Origin of the sequence: Spectribacter hydrogenoxidans, assembly GCF_031846275.1 — a bacterium.
GTDB lineage: Bacteria > Pseudomonadota > Gammaproteobacteria > Nevskiales > Salinisphaeraceae > Spectribacter > Spectribacter hydrogenoxidans.
Map to the genome: position 1 here is coordinate 23,685 of NZ_JAVRIB010000017.1, position 18,850 is coordinate 42,534.

At 67.1% G+C, this 18,850-nt stretch carries 18 protein-coding genes; 10 read left to right on the forward strand and 8 right to left on the reverse strand.

Annotated elements, in window-relative coordinates:
- Nucleotides 1–18: 18 nt before the first annotated feature.
- Together RM532_RS13935 and RM532_RS13940 are read right to left on the reverse strand one after the other, a co-directional pair.
- Nucleotides 19–1,344, reverse strand: a complete 1,326-nt coding sequence (locus RM532_RS13935) for a peptidylprolyl isomerase (RefSeq protein WP_311653945.1) — start codon at nucleotides 1,342–1,344, stop codon at nucleotides 19–21.
- Nucleotides 1,341–3,539, reverse strand: a complete 2,199-nt coding sequence (locus RM532_RS13940; protein ID WP_311653946.1) for an LPS-assembly protein LptD — start codon at nucleotides 3,537–3,539, stop codon at nucleotides 1,341–1,343. The genes RM532_RS13935 and RM532_RS13940 overlap by 4 nt, the downstream gene beginning before the upstream one ends.
- Before the next feature lie 125 nt (nucleotides 3,540–3,664).
- Here RM532_RS13940 and RM532_RS13945 point away from each other — a divergent pair, with 125 nt between their 5' ends.
- The 4 genes from RM532_RS13945 (at nucleotide 3,665) to RM532_RS13960 (ending at nucleotide 6,811) form a co-directional block, all read left to right on the forward strand.
- Complete coding sequence (locus tag RM532_RS13945) at nucleotides 3,665–4,669, forward strand: aminoglycoside phosphotransferase family protein (RefSeq protein WP_311653947.1); 1,005 nt, start codon at nucleotides 3,665–3,667, stop codon at nucleotides 4,667–4,669.
- Entirely contained in the window at nucleotides 4,659–5,363 is a 705-nt protein-coding gene (gene murU / locus RM532_RS13950) for an N-acetylmuramate alpha-1-phosphate uridylyltransferase MurU (protein WP_311653948.1), read from the forward strand. The genes RM532_RS13945 and murU overlap by 11 nt, the downstream gene beginning before the upstream one ends.
- Before the next feature lie 87 nt (nucleotides 5,364–5,450).
- Nucleotides 5,451–5,870, forward strand: a complete 420-nt coding sequence (locus RM532_RS13955) for a DUF4398 domain-containing protein (protein ID WP_311653949.1) — start codon at nucleotides 5,451–5,453, stop codon at nucleotides 5,868–5,870.
- Nucleotides 5,867–6,811 carry an OmpA family protein gene (locus RM532_RS13960; RefSeq protein ID WP_311653950.1) on the forward strand — a complete coding sequence of 315 codons (945 nt, stop codon included), beginning with the start codon at nucleotides 5,867–5,869 and terminating at the stop codon, nucleotides 6,809–6,811. The genes RM532_RS13955 and RM532_RS13960 overlap by 4 nt, the downstream gene beginning before the upstream one ends.
- A gap of 6 nt (nucleotides 6,812–6,817) precedes the next feature.
- Here RM532_RS13960 and RM532_RS13965 read toward each other — a convergent pair whose 3' ends face one another.
- The 4 genes from RM532_RS13965 to rnt form a co-directional block, all read right to left on the reverse strand.
- Nucleotides 6,818–7,603 carry a lysophospholipid acyltransferase family protein gene (locus RM532_RS13965; RefSeq protein ID WP_311653951.1) on the reverse strand — a complete coding sequence of 262 codons (786 nt, stop codon included), beginning with the start codon at nucleotides 7,601–7,603 and terminating at the stop codon, nucleotides 6,818–6,820.
- The gene (locus tag RM532_RS13970) at nucleotides 7,542–8,330 is read right to left on the reverse strand and encodes a GNAT family N-acetyltransferase (protein WP_311653952.1); all 789 of its coding nucleotides are present in this window, start codon (nucleotides 8,328–8,330) and stop codon (nucleotides 7,542–7,544) included. The genes RM532_RS13965 and RM532_RS13970 overlap by 62 nt, the downstream gene beginning before the upstream one ends.
- 158 nt (nucleotides 8,331–8,488) lie before the next feature.
- Complete coding sequence (locus RM532_RS13975) at nucleotides 8,489–9,328, reverse strand: mechanosensitive ion channel family protein (protein WP_311653953.1); 840 nt, start codon at nucleotides 9,326–9,328, stop codon at nucleotides 8,489–8,491.
- Between the two features lie 17 nt (nucleotides 9,329–9,345).
- Nucleotides 9,346–9,981, reverse strand: coding sequence for a ribonuclease T (gene rnt, locus RM532_RS13980; protein ID WP_311653954.1), 636 nt, complete (start codon nucleotides 9,979–9,981; stop codon nucleotides 9,346–9,348).
- An 82-nt stretch (nucleotides 9,982–10,063) separates the two neighbouring features.
- Between rnt and RM532_RS13985 the strand changes: the two genes are divergently transcribed.
- Both RM532_RS13985 and RM532_RS13990 read left to right on the forward strand, forming a co-directional pair.
- Complete coding sequence (locus RM532_RS13985) at nucleotides 10,064–11,272, forward strand: argininosuccinate synthase (RefSeq protein WP_311653955.1); 1,209 nt, start codon at nucleotides 10,064–10,066, stop codon at nucleotides 11,270–11,272.
- 53 nt (nucleotides 11,273–11,325) lie between these two features.
- The gene (locus tag RM532_RS13990) at nucleotides 11,326–12,570 is read left to right on the forward strand and encodes an MFS transporter (protein ID WP_311653956.1); all 1,245 of its coding nucleotides are present in this window, start codon (nucleotides 11,326–11,328) and stop codon (nucleotides 12,568–12,570) included.
- On the opposite strand, the gene RM532_RS13995 is transcribed toward RM532_RS13990, so the two are convergent.
- Complete coding sequence (locus RM532_RS13995; RefSeq protein WP_311653957.1) at nucleotides 12,567–13,028, reverse strand: DUF4864 domain-containing protein; 462 nt, start codon at nucleotides 13,026–13,028, stop codon at nucleotides 12,567–12,569. The genes RM532_RS13990 and RM532_RS13995 overlap by 4 nt on opposite strands.
- Nucleotides 13,029–13,144: 116 nt before the next feature.
- Between RM532_RS13995 and bamJ the strand changes: the two genes are divergently transcribed.
- From bamJ to RM532_RS14015, 4 genes are all read left to right on the forward strand, one after another.
- Nucleotides 13,145–13,918, forward strand: a complete 774-nt coding sequence (gene bamJ, locus RM532_RS14000) for a BamJ family beta-barrel-assembly machinery protein (RefSeq protein WP_311653958.1) — start codon at nucleotides 13,145–13,147, stop codon at nucleotides 13,916–13,918.
- Nucleotides 13,919–14,087: 169 nt separating this feature from the next.
- Nucleotides 14,088–15,254 (forward strand): ADP-forming succinate--CoA ligase subunit beta, encoded by a 1,167-nt coding sequence (sucC, locus tag RM532_RS14005; RefSeq protein ID WP_311653959.1) that lies wholly within the window; start codon nucleotides 14,088–14,090, stop codon nucleotides 15,252–15,254.
- Between the two features lie 86 nt (nucleotides 15,255–15,340).
- Nucleotides 15,341–16,210, forward strand: a complete 870-nt coding sequence (gene sucD, locus RM532_RS14010; RefSeq protein WP_311653960.1) for a succinate--CoA ligase subunit alpha — start codon at nucleotides 15,341–15,343, stop codon at nucleotides 16,208–16,210.
- Between the two features lie 61 nt (nucleotides 16,211–16,271).
- Nucleotides 16,272–17,888: an NAD+ synthase gene (locus tag RM532_RS14015; protein ID WP_311653961.1), complete on the forward strand. Its 1,617-nt coding sequence runs from the start codon at nucleotides 16,272–16,274 to the stop codon at nucleotides 17,886–17,888.
- Here RM532_RS14015 and RM532_RS14020 read toward each other — a convergent pair.
- Complete coding sequence (locus tag RM532_RS14020) at nucleotides 17,873–18,820, reverse strand: outer membrane protein assembly factor BamD (RefSeq protein WP_311653962.1); 948 nt, start codon at nucleotides 18,818–18,820, stop codon at nucleotides 17,873–17,875. The two genes, RM532_RS14015 and RM532_RS14020, sit on opposite strands and share 16 nt — an antisense overlap.
- Nucleotides 18,821–18,850: the final 30 nt, after the last annotated feature.

An 18,850-nucleotide genomic window follows, 5' to 3' on the forward strand; every position in this document is an offset into this window, starting at 1 on the left:
GCGGCCGGTGCGCCCGGGTCAGCTGTCCTGGAAACCTTCCAGCCGGATGTCCACGAAGGCTTCGTCGCGGATCTTGCGCAGCCAGATCTCGGATTCCTCCTGCATTTTCTGGCGCCCGAGTGCCTGACGCGCCCGTTGGCGGCGGCGTTCCTGGCTCAGATCGCGCTGACGCGTGTCCTGCACCTGCAGCACGTGCCAGCCGCTGTCCGTGCGAAACGGCTTGCTGGTCTCACCGGGCTTGAGCGAGCGGAGTTGCTCAGCAAACGGGGGCGACATGCTGTCGGCCTGCAGCCAGCCGAGTTCGCCGCCCTGGTTGGCGCTGCTGGCGTCGTCGGAGTTCTCGCGCGCCAGCTGGGTAAAGTCGTCGCCGGCCAGTATCCGCTTGCGCAGGCGCTCGGCCTCGGCCTCGGCGCGCTCGTTGTTACGGATCTCGTTGGTTTCGAGGAGAATGTGCCGAGCCTGATACTCCTTGACCACGGAATCCTCGGCCACGGTCTGCTGCCCGTCGGTGCGACGCACATCGGCCAGCTGGATCAGGTGAAACCCGCTGGGTCCACGGAACGGCTTGCTGATTTCGCCCGGTTGCAGGCGCGGCACGACGTCCGAGAACAGCGTGGGCAGAAAGCCGCCGGCCAGCCAGCCCAGGTCGCCGCCCTCGAGCGCGTTCTGGCCATCCGAATGGGCCACCGCCAGCTCGCTGAAGCTGTCATCCGCCAGGGCCCGTTCCCGCAGCTCTTCGACCCGGTCGCGCGCCGCTTCGATGGTGCTCTGGCTGGCGTTTTCGCTGACCGACACCAGGATGTGGCGGATGCGGTACTCTCGGTTTTCCTGCACCCGGAGCGACTCGCTCTCCAGATAGCGGTCGACATCCTCGTCGGTGACCACCACGCGGCCGGCGATTTCCCGTTGCTTGAGCTTGTCGATCAGGATCTGCTCGCGCAGCCGTTCCCGCATGGCGGATATCGACAGGCCTTCGGCCCGCACCGAGCTCATGAACTGATCGGCGGTCATCCCGTTCTGCGCAGCCATTCGGCCAATCGCCTGATTGAGCTCGGAATCACTCACGTCGAGCCCGGCGCGCTGGGCGCGCTGCATCTGCAGCTTGCGCAGAATCAGCTGCTCCAGTACCTGGGACTGCACCACCTCGTCGGGGACGTTGTTGATCTGGGCTCCGGCGCGTTGCCTCACCTGCGCGATGGCGCCTTCCATCTCGCTTTCCAGGATCAGACCGTCGTTGACGACGGCCACGATCTCGTCGAGCTCGGAATCCTGCCCCACGCCCACGGCGGGTGACAGGGACAGGCCGGTGGCGGCCATCAGCAGGGCGCAGCGAATCAGTCTCATCGATACCGCAGGTTGGTGAATTGTGAGCCGGCGCGAACGATATCACGATCAAGCAGGCTCCAGATGTCGTCGCCGAAGCGCCCCAGGCCGGTGAGTTCCACCTGGAACAGCAGCGCGGAGGCCCGCTCCCCGGTTGCATCGCGTACGAAACGCCGAAACGCCACGCGGGTGGCCCAGCAGCAACTGGGGCGATAACCCACGCCCGCCAGCATCTCCACGCTTTGACGGTTGTCCAGCGAATAGTTCCAGCGGTTGATCACCTGCCACTGCTCGTCGATCTGCCACGCCAGGCGCAGGTCAACCTGCTCCAGGGTTTCGGTGGTACCGCCCGGCAACTGGCGCAGGTCGCGGAAATAGCGATACCCCAGGCTGACATGCCGGGCAGGCCCGTCGTCGTAGCCGACCCGGACACTGGCCCGATTGATCCGATCGTTGCCGGGGCTGGCCTGCAGTGCCAGCCGGCTTTCCCAGTGCTGGGTGGGCTTGAGCGCGGCGGTGGCCACCACATCGGAGTCCTGATCGTCATAGCCGATGACACCGGTCACCGGGGCATTGACCCGCAGGTCGCGGAACCCGAATACCCGCCCCAGGCCCAGGCTGAGCACGTCGCGACCGCTCGCCGGATCAATGAAGCGGGTTGTCAAACCCACCGTGAGCTGGTTGGCGTCGCCGATACGATCGACCCCGACGAACCGGTTGCGGGCGAACAGCCGGTGGAAATGCAGGTCCGCTACGGCGGTGTCGAACAGCGGCAGGGCGCTCTGATCCTCGTAGCCGGTGTACAGGTAGAACAGGCGCGGCTCCAGCGTCTGGAGCCAGCCGTTATCCATTTGCCTGCGCAGCCGCAGACCGACGTCCAGCGAGGCGGAACCGATATCCCGTTCCAGCGTCGGCCCGGTATCCGGTTGATAGTGGGTGTACCGGTAGGCCGCCTCGCCGCGGACGAACCAGCCCAGCGCGTCGTGCTGCCAGAGCAGGCGGGGCCGCAGATCGGTGCGACGGGTGGGCACGGCGTCGTTGCGATCGAAGCGCACCAGCTCGGCGTCCAGCCCCAGCTGCGGCCCGCGGTTGGGGGTGAGCAGGCTGATCTGCGCCGCCGGCAGACGCTCGAACGGGTCGGGGCGGTTGTTCAGGGTGTCCGCCAGTACCGGCTGATAATCCTGGGCCAGCACTGCCGCCCGCACGCCGGGAGCTGCCAGCGTCAGGCGCAGCAGCCGCTGCAGTTGCGACTGGCTGGTACCCGACAGCGTGGTGCCCAGATCCTCGAAATAGGCCTCGTCACTGACTCGTGTGGCGTCCAGTTGCAGGCCAAGGTAACGCCCGAAGCGGCCCTCGTGGTTGGCGCGCAGCAGGCTGCGATCATCGCCGAAGCGTTGATCGGAGGGCAGATACTCCGCGGCCACCTCGCCCCGGTGATGCGCGTGCAGATAGCGGAACTCTCCCCCCAGCTGCAGGCCGCGGCGCGACAGCAGACGCGGGGTGATGGTGGCGTCGTAGTTCGGCGCGAGATTGATGTAGTAGGGCAGCGCCAGCTCGGCGCCATCGTCGGTCGAATGGCCCAGGGTGGGGGTCAGCAGCCCGGTGTGGCGCTCATCATCGATAGGGAAGTTCAGGTAAGGCGTGTAGAACAGCGGAATCCCGCCCACCCGCAGCACCGTATCGAAAGCCTCGCCGCGGCCCCGGTTGCGGTCCAGCTCGATGCGGTCGGCTGCCAGCTGCCAGGCCGGCTCGTCGCCGGCACAGGTCGTGTAGGTGGTATCCGTGAGCCGATAGCTTTCCCCGCCCAGCGCTGCGACGCTGGCGGCCTGGCCGCGACCGCCGTTGGTGGTCAGGGCGTAGTCGGTACCGATGAATTCACCGATCCCGGAATCCAGCCGCACATCCGCCTGTTCAGCCGATAACTGGATGCCGCGGCCGCGGTAGCGCAGGCCGTCGTTGGCGATCACCCGCTGCGCGGTACCGTCGTATTCCAGGGCCGGGGCGGTCAGGGCCTGGCCGGCCTGCTCCAGGCGGACGTTGCCGGTCACCGTGGCCAGGGGGCCGTCGAGAATGGCCTGATCGGCCGTCACTTCGGCGTTGGCGCCCGGTTCAGCGGCCGGGATGCCTGGTGGCAGTGGGCAGATGCCGGCCGACGCGGTGCTGGCGGGCAGCGTGGCGATGAGGATAAAGTGCCGCCAGCGACGTATGTTTTCCACTCCAGTCACGCGGACGCTTCGCCTTGGTCGATGAGTCGGGCCGGCCCGGGTCCGGCGAGACGCCCCGCGCCCCGGCCGGGGATTATGCGTGGCGTCGGAAGGGCCCGCAAACAGCAGCTTATCGCATGATCCAGACCCTGACAGAGGACGCCCGTCTGGCCGAGCTGCGCGCCTGGCTGGCCGATGCCGCCGGGTTGCGCGAAGTGGCGCTGACCCCGGCGTCGAGTGACGCCAGCTTTCGTCGCTACTTCCGCGTGACCGCGGACGACCATAGCTGGATCGCGATGGATGCCCCGCCCGACCGGGAGGACTGCCGCGCATTCGTGAACGTCGCGGCGCTGATGGGGGCGGCCGGGCTGCATGTGCCGAAGATTCATCAGCAGGATCTCGCCCGTGGTTTCATGCTGCTCGAGGATCTGGGCGATACCGGCTACCTGAGCGCCCTTAACGCCCGCAGCGCGGACGTGCTGTTCGCCGATGCCCTGGAGGCGCTGATCGAATGGCAGGTGGCCAGCCGGCCCGAGGTGTTGCCTGACTATGACGACGACACCCTGCGCCGGGAGATGGCGCTGTTCCCCGAGTGGTATCTGCAGCGCCATCTCGGCGTCACGCTGGACGCGACCGAATCCCGGGCGCTGGATCAGGCCTTCGACACCATCATCGAACAGGTCCGGGGCCAGCCCCGGGTGTTCGTGCACCGCGACTACATGCCTCGCAACCTGATGGTCTGTCAGCGTAATCCCGGCGTCATCGATTTCCAGGATGCCCGTTTCGGTCCCTACAGCTACGATCTCATCTCGCTGTTCAAGGATGCGTTCATCAGCTGGCCTCAGGAGCGGGTGGACATCTGGCTGTCCGATTACTGGCGCCGGGCCGGGGCCGCCGGCCTCGCGGTGCCGGCGGATTTCGCCGATCTGCGGCGCGACTGCGACTGGATGGGGCTGCAGCGCCACCTCAAGGTGCTGGGCATCTTCGCCCGCATTCGTTATCGCGACGGCAAGCCGAAGTACCTGGCGGATGCGCCGCGCTTTCTTGCCTATCTGCGCCCGGTGGTGCGGACCTACCCGGCGCTGGCTGGTCTGCGTGAGCTGCTCGAGCGCCACGTGTTCGACGGCCCTGATGCCGGCTGAAGCAGCAACCCGGGGCGCCATGATTCTGGCCGCCGGGCGCGGCGAGCGCCTGCGCCCGCTGACCGACCACCTGCCCAAACCGCTGGTGCCGGTGGCGGGCCGACCGCTGATCGAATACCACCTGTATGCGCTGGCCGCGGCCGGCTTCGATCAGGTGGTGATCAACGTCGCCTGGCTGGCCGATCGCATCACGACCGCGCTGGGTGACGGGGATCGATTCGGGCTGCGCATTCATTACTCGGTTGAAACGCCGGGGGCGCTGGACACCGGCGGCGGCATCCGGCATGCCCTGCCGCTGCTGCCGGATGCGCCATTCCTGGTGATCAACGGGGATGTCTACACGGATTTCGATTTTCGGCAGCTTACGAGGCCGGTTGCCGAGGATGATCTGGCCCGGCTGGTGCTGGTGCCCAACCCGGCGCACCACCCCGACGGGGATTTCGCGCTGGTCGGCGATCGGGTCCGGCAGGGTGTGTCATCGGAGCCGCGCCACACGTTCGCCGGAATCGGTGTCTATCGACCGGCCCTGTTCGAGGGCGATCGATCGGCTCGCTTCGGGCTGGGGCAGGCCCTGCAGCCCGCCATCGAGGCCAACCGGGTCGAGGGGGTGCGCTTCGATGGACGCTGGCACGACGTTGGCCGTCCCGCCACGTTGGCCGAACTGGGTGGCCCCCCGATTCGGGCACCCGAATGAATCAGAAGGGGGCGCCAGCGCCGGGGGCACTGGTAGACTGTCGCCTTCATTCCACATCCGCGCGAGTCGCGATCAGGAGAACCGTCCATGCGGCGAATGCCGATCGTCCTGCTGCTGACCTGCCTCGGCCTGGCGGCCGGCTGCGCCAGCAACCCCGAACCCATGGTGGCGCCGCAGGCGCCTGACGAATCCCGGCTGGAGCCGGCCCGGGCCGCGATCGAGGAAGCCGCGGCTGCGGGCGCCGAGCGGCTGGCGCCGGGCCCGCTTCGCGATGCCCGGCAGCGGTTGACCGCCGCGCGGGCCCTGCTTTACCAGGTTGCGGGCAGCGGACAATCCCTGAGCGACGAGCAGCGGACCCGGATCGAGGGGCTGGTGCAAGCCGCGACTCTGGACGCGCGTTATGCCCTGGCCCAGACGCAGGCGCGCGCGGTCCAGACCAAACTTGAACAATTGCAGGCGGAGCTCGAGGCGCAGCCGGCCGCACGAGCCGAGGAGGCGCCGCGATGAGCCGTGCCTGGCCCGTATTCAGTCTCGTGATCAGTGCGGCATGGCTCGGCGGCTGCGCCGTCTGGCAGACCAATCCGGTTCCGCCTCCCCCGCCGCCACCGGTAGCGGCACAACTGGGGGATGATGAGGTGTCGCCGGCCCTAAAGGACAACCTGCGTCGCAACGAGCAGGGCGAACCCGTGGGATTCGCCGCGCTGGATGCGGCTGAAGAGGCGGTTGATGCAGCCCGGCGCACGGCCGGGGTGGACGAGTACGCGCCCGAGGCGCTGCAGCAGGCGGTGCAGACCCTGGATGCGGCACGCGCGGCCTGGGCCGGCATTGCCGATGATCCGCTGTCCTCGCCGGCCGGTCTGGCCGAGGTCGGCCGTCAGGCGCATGCGGCGCGGCGCTGGGCGCAGATCGCCCGAGCCGATGCCCGGCGCGAGACCGGGCTGCGTCAGCTCGCAACCGTCAGCAATCAGCTTGATGCCCGTGATGCGGTTGACCAGCGATGGGCGGGCAAGATGGTCGCACCGGGCGAATTCGGAGAGCTGGTATTCGCCACCGGCACCGACCGGTTGACCGGCGATTCCGCGGCTGTCATCGATCGGGTGGCGACCTTCCTGGACGAGCATCCGCGTTACCGGGTACGGGTGGTCGGCCATACCGACAACACCCCCCCGTCAGCCGGCAATCTGTCCGCGTTTCTGAACGATAATCCGGACCTGCGGGATGCCGGCAAGGGCGAGCAGGCAGCCGCCTACAATCGCGCCGTCTCCCGGCGTCGGGCCGAGGCGGTGCGCGCGGCGTTGCTCGAACAGGGCGTTGCGGCCGGCCGCATCGAAGCCGAGGGGCGTGGTGCCGCCGATCCCCGGGCCAGCAACGATACGGCCGGCGGCCGGCGGGACAATCGTCGGGTGGAAGTGACGCTGGTGCTGCCGCCGCGGGATAGCGCCAGCTAACGCTATCTAATCGGCTTCTGGTTCGGCTGACGCCGCCAGAACCGACGCGATGGCGGCGTGGCTCTGCTCGGCCAGCGCGCGGCGGTCCCCGCTTGCCACCGGAACCGGCGGGCAGAAGGTCACCCGGGCCCGCAGCCCGTGCCGCCGGAACAGCGTCATGAAATGCGGCGCCAGACTGGCGGCCTCCACCCAGGGCGCATCGGGATGGTGCCCGGGGTGGCCGTCATCGCGCGGATAGTGCAGGGCGGCCGGCTGCAATTCGTGGTCGCCATCGATGGCCGCCGCGAACAGCCGCGCGTGAAAGCGGCTGGGCAGCAGGTCCGCCCGGGTGGTAGCTTCGGGAAACAGCACCACGCAGCGGCCGGCTGCCAGTGCCGTGCCGATACGGTTGCTGGCCTCGCGGGTTTCGCCCGCCCCGCGGGGCAGGAAGATGGTGCCGGTAAGGCGGGCAAAGCGACCGATAACTGCCCAGTCGCCCACCTCTGACTTGGACACGAAGGCCGCGTCCAGCAGGCCGCCGAACACAATGATGTCCAGCCAGGATACGTGGTTGGCCACCACCAGCGTGCCCGGCGCCGGAGTGGGGCCGCGCACCTCGAGCTCGATACCCATGATGCGCAGCAGCCCGCGGTACCACCAGCCGGCCAGCCGGCCGGCGCGCCGGCGCAGCAACGACATGGCGGCAAGAATGGCGAAGCCGGCCAGAATATGACCGGCCAGGCGCAGACTCTTAAGCGATAGCCGCCATGCGGCGGGCGGGGACGGGCTGTCGGTGCAGGAAGTGGCGGGCATAACGCGGGCAGAGATTAGCCACATCCAGGTGCATGAACAAATCCGCGACTCCGAAATCCGGGTCCCAGCAGGGTGGCCCGCCGACCCGGGCGCCCAGGCTGATGTAGGCCTTGAGCAGCGGTGGCAGGCGTCCCGGCGGGCTGATGGCATCCGCGGCCGGCAGCGCCAGACGCGGCGCTACCCGCTGCGATGCGGGGCCCATGTGGTTGTCCGCCAGATAGCGGTAGATGGCGTGGGCGCGGCCCATGCCCTGATCCAGTTCGATGCTGGCGCAGCCGATCAGGTGCTGATAACCCTCGCGCCGGATCAGTTCGGACACGCCCGACCAGAGTACGGCGATCACGCCGCCTCGGCGGTAATCGGGATGCACGCAGGTGCGGCCGATCTCCATGAAGCGGCCGGGCAAGGCCAGGACCGCGTCGAGATCGAACTCGCCGGCGGAATAGAACCCGCCGGTGGCGTCGATCCGATCATCGGTGAGTATCCGCGTGGAAGCCACCACCGCGCCGGTCCAGGTATCGCGCACCAGCAGGTGGCGGCAGTGGCCATCGAACGCGTCGCGCTCCAGGCCGGAGTCCGCGTTCTCCACCCGGGCGCCCATCTCCCGCACGAACACACGGTGACGCAGGGCGAGACTCTCGGTGATCTCGTGGGGGTGCTGTGCAAGTGCCGTGACCAGTCGGGGTGTCCGGGTCAGGCGGGTGACATCGCGGGCGGCGGTTGCCATGGCATTGTCCTCGTGCCGTAACGTGCGGACACAAGGCTAGGCAGCGACGATGCCACTTCAATGACAGGGCGGTGACGACGATGTGACAGGCGGCGGCGTCGCGCCACGAAAATCTGCGCCAATCTGCGGTTAAAGCCGCGCCGCGACCGCACCGGCACTCATGCCGTGTCGCGATCCGGCGCCGTCATGTGAACGAACCGGCGCTGGTGGGCGAACGGGATGCCCTCGGCATCGAAGCGTTTCTTGATCGCCTCCACCGTGTCCCAATAGGCGTCCCAGAACTCGGGCCGCTGCAGCCAGGGCCGGAACAGGATGTCCACCGAGGATTCGGTGATCGCGTTCACGCGGATGGCGGGCGGCGGCTCGGCCAGCACCCGGGAATCGGTGTCCACGATTTCCTGCAACACCGTCTTGGCCCGGTCGACATCCCCGTCCAGGCTGATCGACACGGTCAGGTCCATACGGCGGGTATCGCGGGCCGAGTAGTTGGTGATCGGGCTGGCCCAGACCTGATTGTTGGGGATGGTGACTTCCTGGTTGTTGGTGGTCACCAGCAGCGTGTTGACGATGCGTACCGCCTCCACCGTGCCAAACTGACCGGCGGCCTCCACGAAATCGCCCTTGCGGAAGGGCTTGAACAGAATCAGCATCACCCCGGCGGCCAGCGCCGACAACTGGCCCTGCAACGACAACCCCACCGCCAGCGCGCCGCCCCCGACAATCGCCGCGGCGGCGGTGGTCTTCACGCCGAGTTGGCTCATTGCGGCGATCACCACGAACACCATCAGGATCACATGGGCCACCGTGCCCACGAACTCGACGATGGTGTCGTCGGCCTGGGCCCGGACCATCGACCGCCGCAGCGCGGCTACCAGCAGGCGCGCCAGTAGTCGTCCGATGAAGAAGATGAAGATGGCGCCGGCGACCTGCACGAGATAGGGCAGCGCCAGCTGGAACAGCGTGGCGGGGTCGGTGAGTTGGGCGATAGAGGTTTCCACGATGCTCCCCCCGATGATCAGGCTTCGACGGCGGCCTCGAAGTTGTCGCGAAAGCGGTTGACGATGGCGCAGAACAGCGCGGCCGTCTGCTCCGTATCATAGCGGGCCGAATGGGCTGCGCTGCTGTCCCAGCCCAGACCCGCGGCCTCGGCGGCCCGCCGCAGCACGGTCTGGCCGTAGGCTACCCCCGCCAGGGTGGCGGTATCGAACACCGAGAAGGGGTGAAACGGGTTGCGCTTGATGCCGGCACGTTCCACCGCGGCGTTGACGAAGCCGAGATCGAAATGGGCGTTGTGTCCCACCAGCACCGCCCGCTTGCACTCGGCATCACGGATCGCGCGGCGCACCTCGCGGAACATCCGGCCCAGCGCCTCGCGCTCGGGCAGGGCGGGGCGCAGCGGATGATGCGGGTCGATGCCATTGACCTCCAGCGAGGCCGGGTCGATGCGCGCGCCCTCGAACGGCTGGACATGGAATGAGTGCGACTCGTCGATCACCAGCCAGCCGTCCTCGTCGAAGCGCAGGGTTACCGCGGCGATTTCCAGCAATGCATCGGTGGCAGCGTGAAAGCCCCCGGTTTCGACGTCCACCACCACTGGCAGGAACCCGCGAAAGCGCTGGGCCATCGGAATCGGGGGGGAGTAACCGGACATGCCATCATCGGAACCGCTCATTGGCGCATGGTAGCACCTGTATAATCGCGCCCCCTGACGCAGCAACGGCGGAAACGATTCCATGGCAGAGGTGAAAAAGGCCGTCCTGGCGTATTCGGGCGGACTCGATACGTCGGTGATTCTCAAGTGGCTGGGGGATACCTACGGCTGCGAGGTGGTGACCTTTACCGCCGACATCGGCCAGGGCGAGGAGCTTGACAGCGTTCGCCCCAAGGCGCAGGCGCTGGGGGTCAAGGAGATCTTCGTCGACGATCTGCGCGAGGAGTTCGTGCGGGATTTCGTCTATCCCATGTTCCGGGCCAATGCCATCTACGAAGGCGAGTACCTGCTGGGCACCTCGATCGCGCGGCCGCTGATCGCCAAGCGCCAGGTCGAGATCGCTGCCCAGACCGGCGCCGATGCCATCGCCCACGGGGCCACCGGCAAGGGCAACGATCAGGTGCGCTTCGAGCTGTCCGCCTACGCACTGAATCCCGACATCCGGGTAATCGCGCCCTGGCGTGAGTGGGATCTGAATTCACGCGAGAAACTGCTGGCCTATGCCGAGCAGCACGGCATCGAGATCGAGAAGAAGAAGGGCGGTGGCTCACCCTATTCCATGGATGCCAATGCGCTGCATATCTCCTATGAAGGCGGTGTGCTCGAGGATCCCTGGACCCCGGCCGAGGACGACATGTGGCGGTGGACCGTGCCGCCGGAAGCCGCGCCGGACCAGGCGCAGGAAGTCGATCTTACCTTCGAGCGGGGCGACATCGTCGCTGTCGATGGTGAGGCGCTCACGCCCTACAACGTGCTGGCACGTCTGAACCGCATCGCCGGGGCCCACGGCATCGGCCGCATCGATATCGTCGAGAACCGCTATGTGGGGATGAAGTCCCGCGGCTGCTACGAAACCCCGGGCGGCACGCTGATGCTCAAGGCGCATCGGGCGATCGAATCCATCACGCTCGACCGCGAGGCCTGCCATCTCAAGGACGAGCTGATGCCGCGCTACGCCAAGCTGATCTACAACGGCTACTGGTTCGCGCCGGAACGCGAAATGCTCCAGGCCGCGATCGACGCCTCGCAGACCCACGTCAACGGCGTGGTGCGCCTGCGGCTGTACAAGGGGTCGGTGTCGGTGGTGGGCCGGGATTCGGCCAACGACAGCTTGTTCGACGCCGCGGTGGCCACCTTCGAGGACGATGCCGGGGCCTACGACCAGAAGGATGCGGAAGGCTTCATTCGCCTGAATGCGTTGCGGCTCAGGCTGGGACGCCGGCGCCGCTGACCCTCTGTTCGCAGCGGTATCATCGCTGACGACCACCCCGGTCCGGGCTGACCATGCGCCAGATCATCATTTCGCTCACGGCGATGTTCGCCAGCCTGGCGCTGCTGATCGCCGGGAGTTCGCTGCTGGGCACGCTGCTGTCGGTGCAGCTATCCGAGACCGGCTTCTCACCGATGGCCATCGGCCTGGTGCTGGTTTTCCATTCGATGGGCTTCGTGCTGGGCACGCGGGTGGCCACCCGACTGATCCGGCGTGTGGGCCAGATCCGCTCGTTTGCCGCCTTCGCGGCGATCGGCTGCGCGGCGGCCCTGATCCATCCGTTGTATGTCAGCGGCTGGCTGTGGGCTTTGTTGCGGCTGTTCGTGGGCTTCTGCCACGCCGGGCTGATCATGGTGCTGGAGAGCTGGATTTCCGGGCGCGCCAGCACCGCGACCCGCGGGGCATTGCTGGGCATCTACCAGATCGTCTATTTCTCGGCGGCTGCCGGTGGGCAGTATCTCGTCGGATTCACCCCGGACGAGGTCTATCCCATGTTCAGCTTCGTGGCCATTCTGGTAGTGCTGTCGCTGGTGCCGCTGGCTCTGACCCGTTCCGAGGCCCCGGTCATGGGGTCGATCGACCGTCTGGGGTTCGTCGAGCTCTGGCAGCTGTCACCCAGCGGCTGGTTGGGTGCGGTGGTGGCCGGACTGCTTTCCAGTGCGTTCCTGGCCCTGGGCCCGCTGTACGCCTCGGCCATCGGCATGGATGTGGCCGCAGTGGCCAGTTACATGATGTCTGCGGTGGTCGCGACCATGCTGCTGCAGTGGCCGCTGGGGCATTTGTCCGATCTGATGGACCGCCGTTTCGTGCTGGGATTTCTGGCCGCGGCCGCCGGGATCGCGGCGGTGGCGGGCATGCTGTTCGGCGAGGACTACGGCTGGGCGCTTTACGCCGCCACTGCCATCGTCTTCGGGGTGGCCGGCTGTCTGTATCCGATCAGCCTGGCGATGATTACCGACAACATGACCGAGGGCAATCCGGTGGCCGCCAGCGCCGGACTGCTGTTCGCCTTCGGGCTGGGCACCTGCCTCGGACCGTTACTCGGGGCCGGGCTGATGGAAGCGCTGGGGCCAGCCGGGCTGTTCGCATTCCTGGCCGCCGGCCTGCTGCTGCTGGCCGGATTCGTGGTGGTGCGCATGCGGTACACGCCGGCGCTGCCGATGGAACAGCAGGGTCGCTTCGTCAACGTGGTGGCCTCGCAGACGGCGCCGCCCATCCTCGAGCTGGATCCGCGGACCGATGATTTCCGCGACCCCTAGATCATCTGCCCCTGATCCGCCGGCGGCGCCACCGGCATCACGCCACTGGTCATCCAGCATTGCTCGCAGCCGGCGGTCGAGCTGCGGGTGAGCACGAATACATAGGCCGACCGGCCGCCGCCGGGCAGATCGAGTATCACCCGGACCAGAGCCTCGTCTCCGTCGGTTTCGGTATCCAGGATGCGGGCCTTCTGGTGACGCAGCATGTCCTGATAGCCCTCGTGGATCATTCGCGTGAACGCGCTCAGGCCGCCAATGCTGGCCCGGTTATCCGGAGAGGCGAAGTGGTAGGCCCGCGCGATGCCGTTGTCGTCATCGCCGTTATCGCGCAGGGCAGCGAGCTGGCTTTCCACCACCTCGGTCGGCGTTAGGTCCGGGGCCGGCTTCCCGGCCGGGGTGGCGATGACGGCGGGGCTGACCGCAATCAGGGCGATTCCGATAAGTTGTCGAATATGCATGCATTTCCCCGTGGCGATGATGATTTCTCGCTTGTTGATACGCGCCGGGCCTTTTTTGCGACGCCGTGTTGGCGTAGGCTTGCCGCCCGTATGTTTACGCAAAACAGGATATCCGGATGACCAGATTCTTGACGGTGATTGTTTTTGGCCTGGCGCTGACCGCCTGCGGTCAGGACTCGGGTGGCGACGCGGCCCCGGCCGGCGACGCCGAACCTCAGGCCGCCGAGAGCGCCACCGGTGATTCGGGCGATCTGTCGCTGGATACCGATCAGCAGAAGCGCAGCTATGCGCTGGGCATGGACATCGGCAAGTCGTTGTCCGACATGCCGGCCGAACTTGAGCTGGATTACCTCACCGCCGGTCTGCGCGATCGTCTCGGGGATGGCCAGACGCAGCTGACCGAGCAGGAATCGCGCGAGACTCTTCAGGCCTTCATGCAGGAGCTGCAGGCTGCCCAGCAGCAGGAGAAGGCGGCCGAGGCCGAGGAAAACATGGCTGCGGGTGAGGCCTTCCTGGCCGAGAACAAGGACAAGGGGGGGGTCACGGTCACCGACAGTGGCCTTCAGTACGAGGTGATCGAGGCCGGTGATGGCCCCTCGCCCGGGCCGGAAGACAGCGTGCGCGTCCACTACGAAGGCACGCTGATCGATGGCACCGTCTTCGACAGCTCACGCGAGCGGGGCGAGCCGGTCACCTTCCCGGTGGATGCGGTCATTCCGGGTTGGACCGAAGCGTTGCAGCTGATGAGTGAAGGCGCGCGCTACCGCCTGTTCATTCCCGCTGACCTAGCCTACGGCGAACAGGGGGCCGGCGCCAACATCGGGCCGAATGAGGCGTTGATCTTCGACGTCGAGCTGCTGGAAGTGCAGCCGGCGGAAAACGACGAGTAACCGCGCTTCGATGATTCCTCTCGAGCCCGCCAACAGCCCCGATGCTGCTGGCGGGCTTTTTTATATCCGCATCCCGCCATCGGCCGATCGCCTTTACCGGGCCGGGACCATTGGCGACAATGCCGCCCGTCGGCCGGGGTGACGGATCGGCAGCAACCGGAAACCAGTCATGAATCTGCATGAATACCAGGCGAAGGCGTTGTTCCAGCGCTTCGATATTCCCGCCGGCCAGGGCAGTGTGGCCCGCAGCGTCGGCGACGCCGAGCGGGTCGCCCGCGAACTCGGCGGTGACCGCTGGGTGGTCAAGGCCCAGGTCCATGCCGGTGGCCGGGGCAAGGCCGGCGGCGTGAAAATCTGCGACGGCATGGACGAACTACGTGCGGCCGTCGAGGGTATGCTGGGCCAGCAGCTGGTCACCAAGCAGACCGGCGGCGAAGGGTTGCCGATCAATTCGGTCTACATCGAGGCCCCGGCGGCGATCGAGCGGGAGCTTTACCTGTCGGTGCTGGTGGATCGCGCCAGCCGTCGGGTGGTGTTCATGGGCTCGGCCGCGGGCGGCATGGACATCGAGGAAGTGGCGGAAGCCACGCCCGAGCAGATCATGCACGTGGCGGTCGATCCGGCCGCCGGGCTGCAGGCCTACCAGGGCCGCCGGCTCGGTTTCTTCCTGGGACTGGACAAGAAACAGGTGGGTGAATTCTGCAAGCTGCTGGATCGCCTCTACCAGCTGTTCGTGGACCTGGATGCCAGTCTGGTCGAGATCAATCCCCTGATCGTGACCCGGGACGGCAATCTGGTGGCGCTGGATGCCAAACTGAACCTGGACGACAACGCCCTCTATCGCCATCCGGAACTGGCCGAGATGCGCGACGTCAGCCAGGAGGACGCCCGCGAGGCCGAGGCTGCCGAGCACGATCTGTCCTATATCACACTGGACGGCGACATCGGCTGCATGGTCAACGGTGCCGGTCTGGCGATGGGCACCATGGATCTGGTCAAGCTGCACGGCGGTGATCCGGCCAACTTCCTGGACGTAGGTGGTGCTGCTACCGCCGAGCGCGTGACCGAGGCCTTCAAGCTGATCCTGTCCGGCGACAGCGTGCGGGCGATCCTGGTCAACATCTTCGGCGGCATCGTGCGCTGCGACCTGATTGCCGAGGGCATCATCAAGGCGGTCAATGAGGTCGGCGTTTCGGTCCCGGTGGTGGTCCGGCTGGAGGGCACCAACGCGGAGGAGGGACGACGGATGCTTCAGGACGCCGCCATGGATCTGACCGCCGCGGACAATCTCACCGACGCGGCCCAGAAAGTGGTCAGCGCCGCCCGGGCTGCCTGACACGGCCCGCCGCAGGCGCTTTGCCACCGGACGGCCGCCCGCGGGCTGAGTCGTCCTCCACGCCACCTACTTTTCGGACAACATTCATGAGCATCCTCGTCAACAAGCAAACCCGCGTGATCTGCCAGGGCTTCACCGGCAAACAGGGCAGTTTCCACTCCGAGCAGTGCCTGGCCTACGGCACCCGACTGGTGGGAGGCGTTACCCCCGGACGGGGTGGTGAAAGCCATCTCGGGCTGCCGGTGTTCAACACCTGCCATGACGCGGTGGCGGAAACCGGCGCCGAGGCCACCATGATCTATGTGCCGGCCGCCTTTGCGGCCGACGCGGTGCTGGAAGCTGCGGATGCCGGGGTTAAGGTGATCGTGTGCATCACCGAGCACATTCCGGTGCTCGACATGCTGCGGGTGCGCGCCGCGCTGGCCGACAGCGATGCCGTACTGATCGGTCCCAATTGCCCGGGGATCATCACGCCGGACGAATGCAAGATCGGCATCATGCCGGGGCAGATTCACCAGAAGGGCCGCATCGGTATCGTGTCCCGGTCGGGCACGCTGACCTACGAGGCCGTGCATCAGACCACGCTGGCCGGGCTGGGGCAGTCCACCTGCGTGGGGATCGGCGGCGATCCGATCCAGGGGCTGGGCTTTATCGACTGCCTGGAACGGTTCGAGGCCGACCCGGACACCCACGGCATGGTGATGGTGGGTGAGATCGGCGGCACCGCCGAGGAGGAGGCCGCCGAGTACATCAAGGCCCATGTGACCAAGCCGGTGGTGGCCTACATTGCGGGTGTGACCGCGCCGCCCGGCAAGCGCATGGGACATGCCGGCGCCATCATCAGCGGCGGCAAGGGCACCGCCGACGACAAGTTCGCGGCGCTGGACGCGGCCGGCGTGGCCACGGTGCGGTCGCCGGCCGAAATCGGCGAGCGCATGGCGGCACTGCTGGACTGATCCGGCTGCCGCCACTCTCATCCAGCGCGGTGCGCGCGTTGTTCCCCGGTCGTTCCCGCCCATGACCCAGCCCTGCCGGATTGCCATGGCCCAGCTCAACCTGTGGGTTGGGGACATCGAAGGCAACGTGGACAAGATGGTGGCGGCGGTGGCCGAAGCCCGCGATCACCACCGGGCCGATCTGGTGGTGTTTCCGGAGATGGCGGTGCTCGGCTATCCGCCGGATGATTTGCTGCTGCGTCGCGGATTGCCCGATGCTGTGGCGCGCGGGGTCGACCGCATCACCCGGGAGGTACAGGGGATCACCGCGGTGGTGGGGTATCCCGAGTTCACCGGCGAGGCTATCTACAACGCCGCGCTGGTGATCACCGATGGCGTTCGCCGGGGCAACTACCGCAAGCAGTGCCTGCCCAACTACGGCGTGTTCGACGAACGCCGCCACTACCAGCCGGGCAACAGCCCCTGCGTGCTGGAAGTGGCCGGGGTGCCGGTGGGCGTGACCATCTGTGAGGACATCTGGCAGCCCGAACCGGCGGCCGCAGCCCAAGCGGCGGGCGCCCGGGTGCTGGTCAACCTGAATGCCTCGCCGTTTTCCATGGGCAAGCAGGCCGAGCGGGAACGGGTGGTGGCTCGCCGGGCCAGCGACAACGCTCTGCCCATCGTCTATGTCAACTGCGTCGGTGGCCAGGACGAACTGGTGTTCGACGGGCGCTCGATGGCGCTGGATGCCACCGGCCGGCTGCGGGCAAGCGCGCCGGCTTTCGTCGAGGGCGTGTTCGCGCTGGAGATCGATGGCGACGAACCCCGGGGCGAGATCGCGCCGGCGGATCCCGACGAGGTTTCGGTTGCCTACGACGCGGTGGTCCAGGCCACCCGCGACTACGTCGAACGTAACGGCTTCGCCGGCGTGCTGGTGGGCCTGTCCGGCGGCATCGATTCGGCGCTGACCCTGGCGGTGGCGGGCGATGCCATCGGCGGCGACCGGGTCTGGGCGGTAGGCATGCCCTCGCGTTATACCGCGGAGGTGAGCAACACCTATGCCGCACGTCAGGCCGAGCGGCAGGGCGCCCGCTACGAGGAAGTACCGATCGAGCCGATCTTCGCCCGTTATCTGGAAACCCTCACCCCGCTGTTCGCTGGTCGCGAACCGGACACCACCGAGGAGAACCTGCAGTCGCGCATCCGCGGCGGGCTGCTGATGGCGCTGTCCAACAAGTTCAACTATCTGGTACTGGCCACCGGCAACAAGAGCGAGATGGCGGTTGGCTACGCCACGCTCTACGGCGACATGTGCGGGGGGTTCGCTCCGCTCAAGGATGTCTACAAGACCGACGTCTATCGCATGTCCCGGCTGCGCAATGCCCGTGGCAAGATCATTCCGGCCGAGGTGATCGACCGGCCGCCCTCGGCGGAGTTGCGCCCCGACCAGGCGGATACCGATTCACTGCCGCCCTACGATCTGCTCGACCCGATCATCGAGGCCTATGTCGAGCGGGGGCGATCCGTGGCCGACATTGTTTCCCAGGGTTACGACGAGGCCGATGTACGTCGGGTGGCGCAACTGGTGCGGCGGGCGGAGTACAAGCGCCGCCAGGCAGCACCGGGGCCGAAGGTGACCGACCGCGCCTTCGGGCGCGATCGGCGCTATCCGATCACCGCGGTCTACGGGGACTTGTAGACGGTACGATCGCCGGCGGGCGGTGGCGCGGCCACCGATGACGGAGTGTCCGACTGGTCACCGGCAGTGGCCGGCTGCACATCCAGCGGCGGCAGGTCGTAACGGGGTTCCAAGCCCTCCTGCTGCCGGTAGAACTCCCGGCGATGCACCAGGAAGCCCGGGTAGGAGGCGGTCAGCACCGCCTGGGCGTTGAGCGCCAGTTCCTCAAGCCCCGCCATGCGATAGGCATGCTCCATGATCTCCAGCGCCCGCGGGATGGAGTCGGTGCCCTGATAACGTTCCACCACGAATTCGGCCCGGCGGCTGGCGGCGACATAAGCCCGCCGCTTCAGGTAGTACTCCGCAATGGACAGGCTGTGGGCGGCCAGCCGATGGCGGATATTGATCATCCGCAGCTGGGCATCCTTGCGGTAGATGCTATCGGGGTAGTTGCGGATCAGCAGGTTGAAGTCAGTGAATGCCTGCCGCAGCTGGGTCGGGTCGCGCTTGTCCGGATCGGCGCCGAGCACGGTTTCGGTCTCGACGCGATCGTAATTGGTCGCCCCGCGCAGATAGTAGACATAGTCGATGGCCGGGTGGCGGGGGTGCTGCTTGATGAAGCGGTCGGCGGCGGCCAGTGCGGCATCCGGCTGTTTGGCCGCCTTGTTGGCGTAGATGGTTTCCAGCTGCGCCTGGATCGCATATTCGGTGAACGGGAAGCGTGCCTGGAGTTCCTCGTAGAGCTCCAGCGCCTTCTGAGGATCGTTGGAGTCCAGGAACCCCCGGGCCGTGTTGTAAAGCGTTTCCGCATTGGCCCGGGCGACAGCACGGCCCTCGCCGCCACCGACGATGTCGCGGGCCACCTGCATTTCGTCAGCCCGGTCAGAACTGGCGCAGCCGCCGAGGGTTGCCATGACGGCGGTCAACAGAACAAGGACGATGGAGGTTCGCATGCTAATCTGACTTCGATCGCAGGCCGGCGA